At 40.0% G+C, this 16006-nt stretch carries 20 protein-coding genes and 1 pseudogene; 15 read left to right on the top strand and 6 right to left on the bottom strand.

Annotated elements, in window-relative coordinates; genetic code table 11:
• Window positions 1-2 precede the first annotated feature (2 nt).
• From BN2425_RS10325 to BN2425_RS10315, 3 genes are all read left to right on the top strand, one after another.
• Window positions 3-260: a YrhC family protein gene (locus BN2425_RS10325; protein WP_042458640.1), complete on the top strand. Its 258-nt coding sequence runs from the start codon at window positions 3-5 to the stop codon at window positions 258-260.
• A 425-nt stretch (window positions 261-685) separates the two neighbouring features.
• Window positions 686-826: a YrzI family small protein gene (locus BN2425_RS10320; protein ID WP_074433041.1), complete on the top strand. Its 141-nt coding sequence runs from the start codon at window positions 686-688 to the stop codon at window positions 824-826.
• Window positions 827-854: 28 nt separating this feature from the next.
• The gene (locus tag BN2425_RS10315) at window positions 855-995 is read left to right on the top strand and encodes a YrzI family small protein (RefSeq protein WP_074433040.1); all 141 of its coding nucleotides are present in this window, start codon (window positions 855-857) and stop codon (window positions 993-995) included.
• A 413-nt stretch (window positions 996-1408) separates the two neighbouring features.
• Here BN2425_RS10315 and BN2425_RS10310 read toward each other — a convergent pair whose 3' ends face one another.
• On the bottom strand, window positions 1409-3202 hold the full coding sequence (locus tag BN2425_RS10310; protein ID WP_042458637.1) for a M3 family oligoendopeptidase: 1794 nt from the start codon (window positions 3200-3202) through the stop codon (window positions 1409-1411).
• Between the two features lie 241 nt (window positions 3203-3443).
• On the opposite strand from BN2425_RS10310, the gene BN2425_RS10305 reads away from it, so the two are divergent.
• Window positions 3444-4418: a F510_1955 family glycosylhydrolase gene (locus BN2425_RS10305; RefSeq protein ID WP_052352821.1), complete on the top strand. Its 975-nt coding sequence runs from the start codon at window positions 3444-3446 to the stop codon at window positions 4416-4418.
• A 135-nt stretch (window positions 4419-4553) separates the two neighbouring features.
• Here BN2425_RS10305 and BN2425_RS22495 read toward each other — a convergent pair.
• The 3 genes and pseudogenes from BN2425_RS22495 to pssA all read right to left on the bottom strand — a co-directional run.
• Window positions 4554-5008 (bottom strand): annotated as a pseudogene (locus BN2425_RS22495) (transposase); the annotation flags it as partial.
• A 293-nt stretch (window positions 5009-5301) separates the two neighbouring features.
• Window positions 5302-6018, bottom strand: coding sequence for an RNA polymerase sporulation sigma factor SigK (gene sigK, locus BN2425_RS10295; protein WP_042458633.1), 717 nt, complete (start codon window positions 6016-6018; stop codon window positions 5302-5304).
• Window positions 6019-6191: 173 nt separating this feature from the next.
• Window positions 6192-6731: a CDP-diacylglycerol--serine O-phosphatidyltransferase gene (gene pssA / locus BN2425_RS10290; protein WP_042458630.1), complete on the bottom strand. Its 540-nt coding sequence runs from the start codon at window positions 6729-6731 to the stop codon at window positions 6192-6194.
• Between the two features lie 127 nt (window positions 6732-6858).
• On the opposite strand from pssA, the gene BN2425_RS10285 reads away from it, so the two are divergent.
• On the top strand, window positions 6859-7644 hold the full coding sequence (locus BN2425_RS10285) for a phosphatidylserine decarboxylase (protein WP_042458627.1): 786 nt from the start codon (window positions 6859-6861) through the stop codon (window positions 7642-7644).
• A 71-nt stretch (window positions 7645-7715) separates the two neighbouring features.
• Here the strand turns inward: BN2425_RS10285 and BN2425_RS10280 are convergent, their stop codons facing one another.
• The gene (locus BN2425_RS10280) at window positions 7716-7856 is read right to left on the bottom strand and encodes a sporulation histidine kinase inhibitor Sda (RefSeq protein WP_042458625.1); all 141 of its coding nucleotides are present in this window, start codon (window positions 7854-7856) and stop codon (window positions 7716-7718) included.
• A 506-nt stretch (window positions 7857-8362) separates the two neighbouring features.
• Between BN2425_RS10280 and BN2425_RS10275 the strand changes: the two genes are divergently transcribed.
• Genes BN2425_RS10275 through BN2425_RS10240 form a run of 8 tightly spaced genes read left to right on the top strand, consistent with a single transcriptional unit; the run spans window position 8363 to window position 13386 of the window.
• Window positions 8363-8878 (top strand): YqeG family HAD IIIA-type phosphatase, encoded by a 516-nt coding sequence (locus BN2425_RS10275; protein WP_042458622.1) that lies wholly within the window; start codon window positions 8363-8365, stop codon window positions 8876-8878.
• A 3-nt stretch (window positions 8879-8881) separates the two neighbouring features.
• Complete coding sequence (yqeH, locus tag BN2425_RS10270; RefSeq protein ID WP_042458621.1) at window positions 8882-9991, top strand: ribosome biogenesis GTPase YqeH; 1110 nt, start codon at window positions 8882-8884, stop codon at window positions 9989-9991.
• Window positions 9992-10013: 22 nt separating this feature from the next.
• Window positions 10014-10853, top strand: a complete 840-nt coding sequence (aroE, locus tag BN2425_RS10265; protein WP_042458618.1) for a shikimate dehydrogenase — start codon at window positions 10014-10016, stop codon at window positions 10851-10853.
• On the top strand, window positions 10847-11137 hold the full coding sequence (yhbY, locus tag BN2425_RS10260) for a ribosome assembly RNA-binding protein YhbY (protein WP_042458615.1): 291 nt from the start codon (window positions 10847-10849) through the stop codon (window positions 11135-11137). Before aroE ends, yhbY begins: the two co-directional genes overlap by 7 nt.
• 22 nt (window positions 11138-11159) lie before the next feature.
• Window positions 11160-11729 carry a nicotinate-nucleotide adenylyltransferase gene (locus BN2425_RS10255; protein ID WP_042458612.1) on the top strand — a complete coding sequence of 190 codons (570 nt, stop codon included), beginning with the start codon at window positions 11160-11162 and terminating at the stop codon, window positions 11727-11729.
• Window positions 11719-12285, top strand: a complete 567-nt coding sequence (gene yqeK, locus BN2425_RS10250; protein WP_042458609.1) for a bis(5'-nucleosyl)-tetraphosphatase (symmetrical) YqeK — start codon at window positions 11719-11721, stop codon at window positions 12283-12285. The genes BN2425_RS10255 and yqeK overlap by 11 nt, the downstream gene beginning before the upstream one ends.
• A gap of 4 nt (window positions 12286-12289) precedes the next feature.
• A complete protein-coding gene (gene rsfS, locus BN2425_RS10245; protein WP_042458606.1) occupies window positions 12290-12646 on the top strand; it encodes a ribosome silencing factor in 357 nt (118 codons plus the stop codon).
• Window positions 12643-13386, top strand: a complete 744-nt coding sequence (locus tag BN2425_RS10240; RefSeq protein ID WP_042458603.1) for a class I SAM-dependent DNA methyltransferase — start codon at window positions 12643-12645, stop codon at window positions 13384-13386. Before rsfS ends, BN2425_RS10240 begins: the two co-directional genes overlap by 4 nt.
• Before the next feature lie 456 nt (window positions 13387-13842).
• On the opposite strand, the gene comER is transcribed toward BN2425_RS10240, so the two are convergent.
• Window positions 13843-14667 carry a late competence protein ComER gene (comER, locus tag BN2425_RS10235; RefSeq protein ID WP_042458600.1) on the bottom strand — a complete coding sequence of 275 codons (825 nt, stop codon included), beginning with the start codon at window positions 14665-14667 and terminating at the stop codon, window positions 13843-13845.
• Between the two features lie 68 nt (window positions 14668-14735).
• Here comER and BN2425_RS10230 point away from each other — a divergent pair, with 68 nt between their 5' ends.
• Together BN2425_RS10230 and BN2425_RS10225 are read left to right on the top strand one after the other, a co-directional pair.
• Window positions 14736-15422, top strand: a complete 687-nt coding sequence (locus tag BN2425_RS10230) for a helix-hairpin-helix domain-containing protein (protein ID WP_235714604.1) — start codon at window positions 14736-14738, stop codon at window positions 15420-15422.
• A 71-nt stretch (window positions 15423-15493) separates the two neighbouring features.
• On the top strand, window positions 15494-15955 hold the full coding sequence (locus tag BN2425_RS10225; protein WP_042458594.1) for a ComE operon protein 2: 462 nt from the start codon (window positions 15494-15496) through the stop codon (window positions 15953-15955).
• Window positions 15956-16006 lie beyond the last annotated feature (51 nt).

Below are 16006 nucleotides of genomic sequence, written 5' to 3'. Positions count from 1 at the left end.
GCGTGAAGCAGCAAGCGAAACGGCTTTATGAGAAAATGGTTGATTTTAAGCGGTTTGCCATTATTCTGTTAGCTGTAGGAGTATTCTTCTTCTTAGGTGTCATTGTCCCGGCTGAAAAAACTGACATGGCATTAAATATTATGATCCTTGCTTCTTTGTCATTTCTGGCATTATCCATTTTATTTTTTACAATATCTAAGCAATGCCAAATAAGATTGATGGATATGGACGAAGATCATGACTTTTTCTCACAAGGATAAGTGTCCCGTCGCAATAGGGGGCGCTTATTTTTTTTGCCTATTTTCCTGATGTATCTAAATTTATTCAAAAACTTTCCAAAAAAAGGTTTACAACGCTGGAAATAGTGGATATAATTACCGTAGCAACAAATTAATTCCAAAGGAGGTCGAAGAATATGTTATTTGCGACAACTAAACCGGGAGCTAAAACAGAATATTTGAATAACACTCATTCGACCGGATTGGAATGGATTTTCTAGTTTATTATTACCATACATATCCATGCCGCAGGGAGAATGACGTCCTGCGGTATTTTTGTGCAAAAAATAATAACAGCCGCAGGGGTATTCTTCTGCGGCCTTTTTTTGCCTATTTTTCACACGTATTGGATATGTATGGTATAAGCTGGAAGTGCCGCTGCAAAAACACATTGGAGGTGATAAGAGATGACGCTGAATATTTTATTTTTTACAATTACAATCAAAAAACACGAAGTGACACGTGAGGAAGCGAATCACAAGGAAATCGTAGACAGCCTGTTTGAAAAGCATAAGGACCGGCAGATAACGATGCATCATTTGATATAAAACTGGGTTAAAAAAGGAAGTGAATGACATGACCCTGAATATCTTATTTTTAACGATTACCATTTCTAAACGGAAAGTGACAGCTGAACAAGCAAGACACCAGGAAATGGTTGAAAAGATATACGAACAACACAAAGACCGACAAATTTCTATGTATCGTATTATGTAAAGAAATTAAAAAATCTAGTGGAAGAAAGGTGGTTTTTCTAATGATATTTTTAATGCAAGGACGTGGAGCAAGCTTATGGGGTATGAAGGATACCACCTAGTCAAGAAAAAATGGGAGGGATCAAGTTGCCGCTACACATCTTATTATGGACAGTTTTCCTGAAAGTGATGAAAAAGGATTCATGAAGACGATTGGTTGTTAACAAAACGTTCACATTTCCTGAAGATTGATACTGTGAAAATATGATAAATTCAAAGTAGAAAATAGCAGAATCTTTCTAAGGGGTGGAGAGCATGTTTATGATGGTGATGGCCTTCGTCATAACTGGAACGATCGGCTGTGTCATTTCCGCCGAACTAAGCGCGGAATTCTAAACAAAGCAAGCATCGGCTGTTCAATGCCGATGCTTTTACTTATTTCGTTAATTCTAAAAACTCATCGATATCATCAAGACAAATTCGGACGGCTTTTTCCCAGAAGTCCTTTTGGGTGAGGTCAACCTGCAAATGTTTCATCGCAAGATCCTCAACGGTCATCGAGGCCGTATCCCGAAGTAGGGCAATATACTTTTCTTCATAGCCCTTTCCCTCTGCAATCGCCTGTGCATATATCCCCAATGAGAACAGATAACCGAATGTATAAGGGAAATTATAGAATGGTACATCGGTAATAAAAAAGTGCAGCTTGGAAGCCCAGAATAATGGATGATAGTCTACCAGGCTGTCTGCATATGCCTCTTTCTGAGCCTGCAGCATTATTTCATTTAACCGTTCTGCTTCCACAGGGCCCTGCTTTCTTTCTTCATAGAAACGTGTTTCAAAAAGAAAACGGGCATGGATATTCATTAACAGAGCGACTGTTCTTTGTATTTTATCATCCAGCAAAATCAGCTTTTCTTCTTCATTCTTAGCATTTTTAACTGAGGCATCTGAGACTATCATTTCGGCAAAGGTCGAAGCTGTCTCGGCCACGTTCATCGCGTAATTACGATTTAGAAAATGTACGCCTTTCATGGCAAATGAATGGAAGCCGTGTCCCAGTTCGTGTGCCAATGTCGAGACGTTTGATGGAGTGCCAGAGTAGGTCATAAATATCCGCGATTGGCCACTTTCCGGAAAATAGGTACAGAATCCACCAGGTGCTTTGCCTGGCCGGTCTTCAGCTTCAATCCATCGATTTTCAAACGCATTTTTAGCAAACGCCGCCAGCTTTTCCCCAAACAAGGCAAAATTTTGTTCGATAAACTCGGCCCCTTGTTGATAGGATATTTTGGTTTCGGTTTTACCGAGCGGTGCGTCAAGGTCGTACCAGCTTAATTTTTCTAAGCCAAGCAGTTTTGCCTTCCGTTCTAAATAGCTGACTAGTTTTTGTTTATTTTCTGAAATGACTGTCCACATTGTTTCCAATGTTTTCTTTTCCATTCTGCTGATGTTTAGAGGTTCTTTTAACACATCTTCCCAGCCGCGTTTTTTATAGACGTTTAGACGAAAGCCAGCTAAATGATTAAGCGTTTTTGCCAGCAAATCTTCCTGTTCGCCCCACGCCTTTTCCCAGCTCTCAAAAACAGTTTTTCTTATGTTGCGGTCAGGATTTGAAAATTTGTTGTGGGCTTGACCAACTGAAAGCAGTTTTTCTTCCCCTTGTTCGATAACGGGTACTTTAATTTTACTAACAATCAAATCGTATAATTGCCCCCAGCTGTGGTAGCCATCTACTCCAAGTGTGCTTATTAGGGCCTCTTCTTCTTTTGACAGTTTATCCTTTGCTCGTTCACGCCGCTCAGTTAACACAAACGAGAGTTCATTTAATGGTTCAATAGCCAATAGTTCCTGCCATACAGCGTCATTAAAAACGGTTAGCAGACTGTCAAATGAGCCAAGCGCTGTCTGGAAAGACGCACTTAAACTGGTCACCTTGGCATCTAGTGAATAGGCTTGTTTATCTGCGGTATTTTGAGCTAATAGGCACCCTGTAAATGCTCCTGCTTGACGAATTTTTTTACCAATCGTGACAAAATCGTTCAGTAGCTGTTGAAGAGATAGAGCATCTTCCGTGGTGTTATGTGGCTTCCAAGCAGTAACTTTGGATTGAAATTGAGCAATCAATTTTTCAGTATGCGCCAAATGATCGTGGAATTCAGGAGATTGGCTCCCACCGTTAAAAACTGAATCAAGATTCCATACGTCTGAATATGTATTAGTTGTCATTTGGGATCCTCCTTTTATTTTGTACTGTTTCATTATAGGGCTTATATTCAAATAATTCTATTACTTAGATGTTTTCAGTAAAAAAACTTATGCTAACACAGAAAATGATTTTTCATTATCTATGGGAGAGTTCCATTTTCAAAACTATATCATTTGACATTACCTTCTGCACTAGGGTATAAGTGGATGGATGAATCCTTCATTTAAATAGTTTATGAATATAATTTTGGGAGGAAAAAAAGTGAAAATCCAGTGGAAAGCTGCCTGCTTTGCTCTATTAGCCTGCTTCGTTCTGATTTCCTCAGGTTGTTCAAACAACAACAGCAGCTCTAAAAATGAAGATGAAAAGAGCACCCAAACGGCAAATAATAAGTTTAAAATTGTTAAGGCTAAATCTATAAAAGTAAGCCGGATTTTTGGTATTGGCTATCCAGGCAATGATTCTGAATTATATGTTGCAGCTAATAACGGCATTAAAATGTACCAACAGGGAACTTGGTTGGAAACAACGGCCAATCGCAATCAATATATGGGATTTCAAGCAATTGATACTGGCTTTATCGGGAGTGGACACCCACAAAAAGGTAGTGGTTTGAAGGACCCGCTTGGGATTATTTTGAGTAAAGATAAAGGGAAGACATTAGAAAAACTATCATTCTATGGTAATGGCAATTTTAACTTTATCGGTGCTGGTTATCAAAATGACAATATATATGTTATAAGTGACCAGGAAAAACAAGGACTAGCTCTCGGTGTGAATTATTCAACCAATAACGGATCTTCTTGGAAACAAAGCCTTTTGGCCGGATTTGATGCGAACTCCTTTGGAATGCTCGCTGTTCACCACCAGAACGGCGCAATTATGGCAATGTCCACAAGAACTGGGATTTATTATTCCTTGGATAATGGAAACACCATGAAACGGATTACAGACCCAGTTATGGTGACTGCTTTGACCTTCACTGGAGACTCTATTCTGTATTCGAGTGTGGAGAATGAGAAAATTATGTTTAAAACGATAAATCCGGGAACAGGGGAGATTGCCGAACTAACCATTCCGTTTCTAGATTACGATAATCCAATAACCTATGTGAGCGTTAATCCTAAAAATCCTAATCAGATGGCCTTCTCTACATATAAAAATGATTTATATGAATCAACTGATGGCGGCAAAGCATGGATGAACCTTCTAAAAAACGGCAAAGAGCAGGAGTAACTCCTGCTCTCAGATTGTAGATAGAAGGCATTACGAGTTTCCACATTTCGGGTGCCTTTTTCTAATAATATCCTTTTTTACTATAGTTTGGTGTTCAAACTGACCCCTAGGGGTCAATTTTTATGCCATTTTTGGTTTAACATGAGTAGAATTAATAAGCACATGTTCATGGCTAATCAAATTCTTATCGGATGCTTCTTTTAGAATGCGATAGAATATTCTTTCAAATAAGTCAGTATCTTTGAAACGGCGCTCATAGTTTTTTCCGAAAATCAAAAAATGGGGTACCTTATCATAAAAACCATAACCAAGAAACTAGTGATAGGCCATATTGGTTCTGATTTCTTCTATGGTTTGCCTCATAGATCGAATACCGAAGGTATATTGGATGAAAGTCATTTTAATTAATACTATAGGGTCAATGCTTGGACGCCCTTATCAGAGGAATACATATCTTGAACAAGTGGATAGATGAAAGAAAAGTCTATGGCAGCTTCTATCTTTCGGACCAAATGGTCCTCAGGTACAAGCTGCTCTAGAGCGACTATTTCTACTTGGTCACGGTTCATCAGTGTATTTTTTTTTAACATTTCATCCGCCTCATAAAATATATATACTTAATTGTACAAAAAAGGTAATCTATAGGTCATGTTGTTTGCCCTGTTGATTGGAGCGGAAGGCGCGAAGACTCCTGCGGGAGTACGGAGCAGGGGAGACCCCGCAGGCGCGGTACTCGCCGAGGAGGCTCACCGCAACGCCCGCGGAAAGCGAAGCGCCTGGAGCGCAAATCAACAGCCCCTATAAAAGAGCAAAAAAAGACTGTCGGCAAACCCAAAATTTCTTCGGATTTGTCGACAGTCTGAGAGCAGGCGTAACTCCTGCTCTAATTTTTTTTCTTTTTCTCTTTTTCTGCTCGATAAAATTCGTGAAACATTTTCATTAGGGCCCGTTTCTCAATCCTGGAAACATAACTCCGGGAAATTCCTAATTCTTTGGCAATCTCGCGCTGGGTTTTTTCCTTTTGTAAATCGAGGCCAAACCTCCCGATAATGACTTCTTTCTCCCTATTATCGAGGACTTCAATGTACTTTTTAATTTTTTCAAGCTCCATATTTAACTGGATTGTATCAATGACATCTTCTGATTCGGATTTTAACACATCAATCAATGATATTTCATTGCCTTCTTTATCTTGGCCAATTGGATCATGGAGAGATACATCCTTTTTCGTTTTCTTAAGCGCTCTTAAATGCATCAAAATCTCATTTTCAATACATCGAGCAGCATAGGTAGCGAGCTTTGTTCCTTTCCCTTCTGAATAACTCTCAATTGCTTTGATCAACCCAATTGTTCCAATTGAAATTAAATCTTCCGAGTCTTCTCCGGTATTTTCAAATTTCTTGACGATATGCGCAACAAGCCGTAAATTATGCTCAATTAACATATTCCGCGCATGGGAGTCCCCTTCTGCCATCAATCGCAAATACTTTCTCTCATCTGCGGCGGATAGGGGTTGGGGAAAGGCATTATTTTTCACATAAGAAACAAGAAATAAAAATTCCTTCACTAAGTATCCAAGAGCCGTTAAGATTCCAGACATCCACATCCACCCCGCATTGTTTTGGACTTTAGCCTATTATTAATTCCTATGAAGAAAACGGGTAATTGTGTCTGTCCAGTTTATTTTATTTCAAATTAGTCCGATAATAATAAAAAGACCTGACTGGCACGTGCCATTTGCAGGTCTTTTGGTTATTTTATAAGTAATTAGTGTTATACTTTTCTTAGTTTAAAGGTACTAACCATTAAAAATGAGAGAATGATCATAATAAATAAGAACATATAGGCTGGAACATAAGGGATCGCTAGATAACTAAGTGTAGCGATGCAGCCAGCAGCTGTAATTGGTAAACCAGTAAAGTAACCATTGCTTTCTGTAATGTTAAAACGGGCTAAGCGAAAAGCACCGCATCCTATATAAAAGACCGTAAAAAAAGAACCGGGCCCGCCAAATTCATGCAGAATTCCTTGATATAACAATAGTGCTGGTGCCATTCCAAATGATATAATATCACTCATGGAATCTAATTGTTTGCCGAGGTCAGATTCAATGTTAAACTTTCGGGCAACCATCCCATCAAATCTGTCTGCCAAAGCTGCAATAAAAATAAGCAGTAAGCTGAGCCGGAGATTGCCATGAATGCCAAACACGATGGCGAAACCCCCTAAACACAGATTCGACAATGTTATCACATTGGCTGTTTGGGATTTTAGCTTTTTAATTGTCTGGTCAAGAACATTTTGTAAGAACATTTCTCGGCACCACTCCTTTTTGACTATAGAAGCGAATTTTATTAGGTAAGTTACTCTATATTATTTCATTCTAAGTCTTTTATGTCTGTACGTAAAGAGTATTTTTACACTTTTTGGGGGTTGTTGCATGTTTCAGATGCTATACCGAACGTTAATCGAATTAACCAATGGGAAATGGACATCAGTGGTTTTAAAATGGTTCTCCAGGTCACGGATCAGCCGCTTTGTGGTTCCATCCTTTGCAAAGGTATACCAATTAAATCAAGACGAAATGGAAAGAGAGCTGCGGGAGTATCAAACCCTCCATGAATTGTTTGTACGAAATTTAAAGCAAGATGCTCGTTCCATTGATCAAAGTACGGAGTCGGTTGTTAGTCCGGTGGATGCGGTAATAGAAGATATCGGAGCCATTAAAGCATCGAGTGAGATTACGGTTAAGGGGAAAATTTATTCGATTGAGGAAATGCTTGGGGACCAAGATGTTCTACATAAATATTTGAATGGTACTTACATAATTCTCTACTTGAGTCCAAGTCACTATCATCGAATCCATAGCCCTGTAGATGGAACAGTGACAAAGCAATGGACTCTAGGGTCCAAATCTTACCCCGTAAATAAGTGGGGATTAAAGTATGGTGTCCGGACACTTGCGAAAAACTTCCGTGTCATTACAGAAGTAAAAACAGACTATGGGCATGTTTCAATCGTGAAGGTAGGCGCTATGTTTGTTAACTCGATTGAAACAACGCATAAGGGTTCCACATTGACAAAGGGTGGAGAGATAGCCTACTTTAGTTTTGGTTCTACAGTGGTGTTATTGTTTGAACAAGGAATATTCCAGATCGATCCGCGCATACAAACGCCAAAGGATATTAGGATGGGTGAAAAACTCGGATCTTTCACCCGAAGCTGATGTATTGCCATCACTAGGGCGCTATAAGTCTCTAAAAAAAGAAAAGCCCTTAAAGGGCGGAGTACAACCAGTTATGAGGACTTTTTTATTTTATGAATAAGGGAGCGCCGCCGAATTTCAGATTCAATAAGGCTAATAAATTCCGGACTTAAGTTCAGCTCTCGGGCTTTAAAGTAAGATTCAATAAGCAAATCATCTGACAGTTTACGCATGTCAGGGTCCACCTCCATTTTTTAAAATTAATGGTTCTAATTATTTTGAAGCTGCCATAAACTAGTAGGTTCAGTGGTGTAACCTTAATCTACCAAATTTATTCCTGTAGAACAATCGTTCTGTTTATCCACAGAATCCCGTGGATAAGTTGTGGTTAACTTGTTTATAAATGATAAGAAACCGAATGATTCAATGGGTATAATGTTAATAACTTTATCCACAACTGTTGGAAATGCAGAACTTTGTCGAAAAGTTTTTTAAAAAATTTCCTGAGTCGTCAAAAATTCAGCTAAAAAGTGTTTCTTCAACAATATAGAATCATCCACATTTTAAATATTTGACATGATTTGATGAACAATATAAAGAAAAACTCATTCTTACTGGTGTTCGCTTTTTCTTTGAAACAGTGGGAAAAAACGAGTATGATGATACAAGAAATGAAGATGAGTGTTTAAAAGAAACTAAGGCTTTTTGATAATTATCAATCCGATGAGGTGTACGCTTAGTGCTAAAACAATTTTTACCAAACGAACATGTTAAAAGTGTTCTCGACATAACGCCTGAAAATTTAAAGCAAAAAGGAGTTAAAGGGATTATTACAGACTTGGATAATACTCTCGTGGAATGGGACCGCCCCAGTGCTACTCCTGCATTGATTAAATGGTTTGAGGAAATGAAACGGAATAACATTCTCGTCACCATTGTCTCCAACAATAATGAAGAACGTGTAAAGGCGTTTGCCGACCCGCTGCAAATTCCATTTATCTTTCGCGCAAGAAAACCACTAGGCCCTGCATTTAAACGGGCAATAAAACAAATGGGAATTCAAAAACAAGAGGCAGTGGTAATCGGTGATCAATTATTAACAGACGTTCTTGGCGGCAATCGCAGTGGTTTTCATACGATACTTGTTGTCCCGGTTGCACAGACCGATGGATTGGCAACGAAATTTAACCGGTTTGTCGAACGAAGGATTTTAAATTGGTTTCGAAAAAAAGGGATGCTTCAATGGGAGGATTAATCAGTGACTGAATTAGAACATTTTTGCACCGGATGCGGGATTAAGATTCAAACGGAGAATCCTGAAGAAATTGGCTATGCCCCTTCTTCTGCTTTAGAGAAAGAAATCGTCATTTGCCAGAGATGCTTCCGATTAAAACACTATAATGAAGTTCAAGATGTTAGTTTGACTGATGATGATTTCTTGAAAATCTTAAATGGGATCAGTAAAACCGATTCATTGATCGTCATGGTAGTCGACATTTTTGACTTTAATGGCAGCTGGCTGCCGGGATTGCACCGCTTTGCAGGCAAAAATAACGTGCTGCTAGTCGGTAACAAGGTTGACCTGCTTCCAAAATCGGTTAAACATAACAAGTTAATTAACTGGATGAAAGCCCAAGCAAAGGAACTGGGCCTCCGGCCAGATGATGTTTTTCTTGTTAGTGCGGCAAAGGGATGGTTGATCAAGGAAACAGCTGCTGCCATTGAAGAATATCGTAACGGCAAGGATGTCTATGTGGTAGGCTGCACGAATGTGGGAAAATCCACGTTTATAAATAGGATTATCAAGGAGGTAACCGGAGAAGGAGATATGATCACTACCTCACACTTCCCTGGTACCACATTGGATATTATAGAAATCCCGCTAGATGACGGGAAAGCATTAATGGATACACCAGGAATTATTAATCATCATCAAATGGCCCACTTTGTCGACAAGCGGGATTTGAAAGTGATTACACCCAAAAAAGAAATTAAACCAAAAATATTCCAATTAAATGAAGGGCAGACATTATTTTTTGGCGGCTTGGCCCGGTTTGATTATGTAAGCGGTGGGGACAAAAGGTCTTTCGTTTGTTATTTATCAAACGAATTGAATATCCATCGAACGAAAACGGAAAATGCAGATGAACTCTACGAAAAGCATTTAGGAGAATTGTTAACACCTCCACGAGGTACTGATTTGGACAGTTTTCCTGAATTGGTGAAACAAGAGTTTATGATTAAAGAGGCGAAGACTGATATCGTCTTTTCCGGTCTCGGCTGGATCACTGTCAACGACCCGGGAATCAAGGTCAGCGCGTATGTACCAAAGGGTGTCCAAACATTAATTCGAAAATCATTAATTTAAAGGTTGGTTAAGGGTGAGGAGAATGAAAAAGTTATTTGCGGTAATTGGGGATCCTATTGCCCACTCCATGTCTCCTGTGATGCACAATGACTTATTTGCTATTTACCAGATAAATGCAACATACTTGCCATTTCGTGTGAAAGCAGATGACTTGGAAGATGCGGTCAAGGGCCTAAGGGCACTTGGGATAGGCGGTTTTAATGTAACCGTCCCCCACAAACAAAGGATTATTCCTTATTTAGATGAGGTGGATGAGCTTGCACAAGCGATTGGTGCGGTCAATACAGTTGTAAATGCTAATGGAAAATTGATTGGATACAATACAGATGGTCCTGGCTTTTTAACGGGCTTAGCATCCATTTTTCCGACTGTTGAGGGAAAGAAGATCTTAATCATTGGTGCTGGAGGGGCAGCAAGGGCGATTTACTTTACTCTTGCGAAGGAAAAACCTTGCGCTATTGATATTACCAATCGAACAGTAGATAAGGCAAAAGACTTGATTGAAGCCTGTCCTTATACCACGAAGTCCAATGCTTATTCTTTAATTGAAGCAGACACACTAATAAGAGAATATGATTTAATTGTTCAAACCACTTCCATCGGCATGGCTCCCCATGATGTGGAGCAGCCATTAAAATTTACGGCTCTAAAGGATGGGACAACTGTATGTGATATCATATACAATCCGCTTAAAACAACATTCTTGGAACGAGCCCAAACACACGGAGCAACTATACAAAATGGTATCGACATGTTTGTTTATCAGGGAGCACTCGCTTTTGAAAAGTGGACAGGGATTGCGCCTGATGTGAACAGAATGAGAGAAAATGTCTTGAAACAACTAGGAGGAACGACATGTTAACAGGAAAGCAAAAACGGTTTTTACGTTCGAAAGCCCACCATTTAGACCCTATTTTTCAAGTAGGCAAGGGTGGAGTGAATGATAATATGGTTAGACAAATTGGGGATGCACTAGAAGCTAGAGAATTGTTAAAGGTAAGTGTTTTACAGAATTGTGACGAGGATAAAACGGTTGTTGCTCACCAGCTTGTTGAAGGGGCTAATGCGGAGCTTGTCCAAATTATCGGTAATACGATTGTCCTTTACAAGGAATCTGAAGAAAATAAACAAATTGTTCTTCCTTAATATTTATATTTAGGAGGTTGTCATGAGAAAAGTTGGCATTTTGGGAGGAACCTTTGATCCGCCCCATAACGGACATCTTTTAATCGCAAATGAGGTTCTTTTTGCCCTAGAGCTGGATGAAATTTGGCTCATGCCCAATAGGGAGCCCCCTCATAAAGAAAAGTCAGGAGCAGTTACCAATGATAACCGTTTGCAAATGCTAAATCTGGCCATCCAAGGGAATCCTGCCTTTCAAATTCAACCGATTGAACTTGAAAGGACAGGTCCATCTTATACGGTGGATACGATGAAGCTTATCCATTCACGTTACAGAGACCATCAATTTTATTTTATTATTGGGGCGGACATGATTGAGTATTTGCCTAAATGGCATAAGATTGATGAATTGATTGAGCTTGTGCAATTTGTTGGAGTAGACCGCCCGTCTTATAGCTGCCAAACCGAATATCCGATTCTATATGTGGATGTTCCCAGTATGGAGATTTCATCCAGTATGATTAGAGACAGATTGAAATGTGGGAGGACGGTGCGGTACTTACTGCCAGAATCGGTTATTCATTTTATAGAGGAGAATCACTTATATGGAACGTGAAACAGCTTTAAACCTTGTAAAACCACAATTGACCGAGCACCGTTACCAGCATACACTGGGTGTCATGGAAACAGCGATTACTTTGGCAAAAAGATATGGTGCCGATGAAAAAAAGGCAGAAATCGCAGCTATTTTTCATGATTATGCCAAATTCCGCCCAAAAGAAGAAATGAAGGCCATTATCACCGAGCAAAACTTTCCTCAGGATTTATTGGACTTTAATGCTGAATTATGGCATGCTCCAGTGGGTGCGTATTTGGTAGAGAAAGAAGCAGGAGTCACAGACCAGGAAGTTTTAAACGCCATCCGCTATCACACTTCGGGGCGTCCTGGAATGACATTGCTGGAGAAAATTGTTTATTTAGCGGATTACATTGAACCGGGGCGGCATTTCCCGGGAGTCGAGGAAGTTAGGCAAATGGCGGAGGAAGATTTAGACCAGGCGCTAATTAAAGCCGTTCAAAATACGATCATGTTTTTAATGAGGAAAAATCAACAAGTTTATCCGGAAACGTTTCATACGTATAATGATTTAATAAAAATTGGGAAGGAATGATTGAATGGATAATCAGGAATTACTGAAAATCGCCGTCAAAGCGGCTGATGATAAACGGGCCGAGAATATTTTAGCCCTCGATATGAGAGGAATTTCTTTAATAGCGGATTATTTTATCATTTGTCATGGCAATTCAGATAAGCAGGTACAAGCGATTGCTAGAGAGATTAAAGAAAAGGCTTTAGAATATGGCTCCGACGTAAAGAGAATGGAAGGCTTTGATGAGGCAGGCTGGGTATTAATTGATTTGGGTGATGTGGTAGCACATGTTTTTCACCGAGATCAAAGAACATATTATAACTTGGAGCGCTTATGGGGGGATGCCCCCGAAGTAGATGTGCTCAGTGAGTTAAGTTCATGAGTTACGAGCAGTTTGCGTATCTTTATGATGAATTGATGAAAGACGCCCCGTATGATGAATGGGTTCGGTTTACAAATGAAAAACTGAATCAATACAACGTAACCGGTCACCGCATACTGGATTTGGCCTGCGGGACAGGGGAACTTTCCATTCGATTTGCCAAGCAGGGGTTTCAGGTAACTGGTGTGGATTTGTCTAATGAAATGCTCGCTGTGGCGCAAGCAAAAGCAGACCGAGAAGGTGTAAAAGTCCCTCTATACCAGCAAAACATGGCAGAATTAGAGGGGCCTGGAACATTTGATGTGGTTGGCATTTATTGCGACTCGTTAAACTACCTGGAATCCGAGGAAGAAGTTCAGGATACATTCATGCGTGTATTTGACCACTTGGAGCATGGGGGCTTGTTCATTTTTGATGTGCATTCGCTTTATAAAATAACAAACATCTTTATGGATCAAACCTTTGCTTATAATGATGAAGCGATCTCCTATATTTGGAATAGTTTTCCGGGGGAGGCCCCCTATAGTGTCGAACATGAGCTCAGTTTTTTTGTATTGGATCAAGCTTCTGGAAAATATGACCGATATGATGAACTTCACACGCAACGGACTTATCCGCCTGAGCAATATGCGTCGTGGCTGTCGCAGGCAGGTTTTAAACTGCTAGAAATCAATGCTGATTTCGAACATACAGTACCGCAGTCAGAATCTGAGAGAATATTTTTTATCGCACAAAAGTAAATAAAACACTGTTTTTGGAAATTAATTATCCATGCTATGGGGCCTGTTGAGATCCGCTCCAGGTGCTTTGCGGACCTTAGGGCGTGCCGGTGAGCCTCCTCGGCGCAAGCGCCTGCGGGGTCTTTCCTAAGCCCCGTGCTCCTGCAGGACATTGAATTACTTCCTTGTATCAGCCCACGCACGGAGAAAATGTGATAGCACAAGGAAAAGCATCCATGAGCTTTCATCGCACGAAATTATCCGAAAGCATAATTGAGGATTTTCGAGGAGTCTTCGCACCTTCCGCTCCAATCAACAGGAGTAAATTAACCTAATGAAATTGCAACACACCTTTTATAGTGTTGCAATCTTTTTTTTTATTTTGGCCCCTATGATGGTTTTTCGACAGCATGAAAAGCCATCCAAAAAAAGATGGCTTTTTTAATTCCTTGCAGGAGATATTAAAAAATTGTCGAATTATTGCTTTGTAAACTGTAGTTCCACTTTTTCAAGGTCCTCTTTAAATTTGCTGTGAGTGGCTTGAAATAGATGCTCAAAAATCTCCCCAAGCTCATTTTCAAGTACCTTAATTCCTTCTCCGGTAATTCCACCTTTTACACAGACTTTAGCTTGAAGTGATGGCAGCGTGTAGTGCTGCTGCTTTAATAATTCCCCTAATCCGACAACCATTTCACTAGTTAGAATGGTGGCTGTTTTTTCATCAATCTCCGTTTCTTTTACTGCGGCTTTAATAAACGCTTGAAGTAAATAGCTGAAGAAGGCGGGTCCGCAGCTGACGATGTCGGAGGCCACTCGGGTAATTTTCTCATCAATGTCTACAGGCACAGAGATCTTTTTCATTAAGTGTTCAATGACAGTTCTCCACTCTTTTTGACAATTACTTCCGTAAGAAATCAAAGATACTCCTGATAAAGCGCGGTTGGTGATGCTTGGAATAATCCGGGCGACTGAGCAAGATACTTTTGTTTCGATTTGGCTGGTACTGATAGGGCTTGTGATGGAAACTAGACATTTATTTTCATCTAGAAAGGGGTGAATTTCATCGATTATTTTAAAAACGTCTAGCGGCTTGACGCAAATAAACAGTAAATCGGATTGAGAGGCCACTTCCGACGCATTGCCCCCAACCCTTAGTCTCGGATATATATCTTTAAGTGCCATTGCTTTGGCAATCGTTCTGTTGGTGATTATCATTGAGGAAGGGGATACTGCTTTTCCATCAAGTAAGGCCTCCACCAAAATTCTCCCCATATTACCGGTCCCAATAATACCTATTTTCATTGTTTCCGACCCTCCTTCTCTCCAAGTTCTTTAATAACCATATGAAGATTGATAGGAAAATATACCTTTTGAAAGGATGGATTCGATTGAAAGACTGGCTGATGGAACATAAAGTTTATGCAATTATATTTGTCATTATAGCAATAGGCAGTGGTTATTATTTTTTTCAGCAAGAAAATCAACAGCTTATCTCGAGCCCCACAAACACGACCAATCAAAATGTTGAACTTAAGGAAAAGGAGGAAACAGCAAAGGTACAGGAGGAAACAGCAAAGGTACAGGAAGAAACAGTCCAGAAATCGGAACCGCTAATGGTTGATATCAAGGGACAAATCCATCAGCCAGGAGTTTATACTGCTAATGCTGGTGATCGGGTAATAGATGTTATTAGCCGAGCAGGTGGGTTCACGGAACTTGCTGATCAAAGTCAAGTAAACTTGGCCCAGCATATCCAGGATGAAATGATTATTTATATTCCAGCAATGGGCGAACAAGGAACTGATTCAACTGTTGTTGCTTCTGGAGGGGGGACGGTTTCTGCGGGACAAGGGCAAAAGCAAGGTAAGATTAATATAAACAAGGCCGATGCAACAGAATTGGAAAATCTTCCAGGGATTGGCCCGTCCAAAGCAGCGGCAATTATTGAGTATCGTGAAACGAGCGGTCCGTTTAAAACCCCGGAGGATTTAAAAAATATTAGCGGGATAGGAGACAAAACGTATGAAAAGTTAAAAGATTTAGTTGCCGTCCAATAATTCTTTTCATTGACCTAAGGGACAAGCCGGATTACACTTTAATAAAAATAGTTTGGGGAGTGGTGACAACAGTGACTCGGATTTCATGGGACCAATATTTTATGGCTCAAAGCCATTTACTTGCTTTAAGAAGCACTTGTACTCGGTTAACAGTGGGAGCTACCATTGTAAGGGACAAACGAATAATTGCCGGAGGTTATAATGGGTCAATTGCCGGCGGTGACCATTGCATCGATAAGGGCTGTTATGTCATCGACAATCATTGTGTGCGGACCATTCATGCTGAAATGAATGCCTTGCTTCAATGTGCTAAGTTTGGAGTACCAACAGAAAATGCAGAAATTTATGTGACCCATTTTCCGTGTTTGCAATGCTGTAAAGCAATTATCCAAGCGGGGCTTAAAACGGTTTATTATGCAATGGATTATAAAAACCATCCTTATGCCATTGAATTGTTTGAGCAGGCTGGAGTAAAGGTGGAGAAAGTGGAATTAACGGAACAGGAAATAGACTTTAGGAGTATCAGTGTCTAAAGTCAAAGGTGCGCCGGTCCGCCGGCGCCAACTATCTTTTTAATATTGGAG

The sequence above is a fragment of the Neobacillus dielmonensis genome (assembly GCF_000612665.1).
In the GTDB taxonomy this organism is placed as follows: Bacteria; Bacillota; Bacilli; order Bacillales; family Cytobacillaceae; genus Neobacillus; species Neobacillus dielmonensis.
This window is presented reverse-complemented; position numbering and strand designations above follow the sequence as displayed.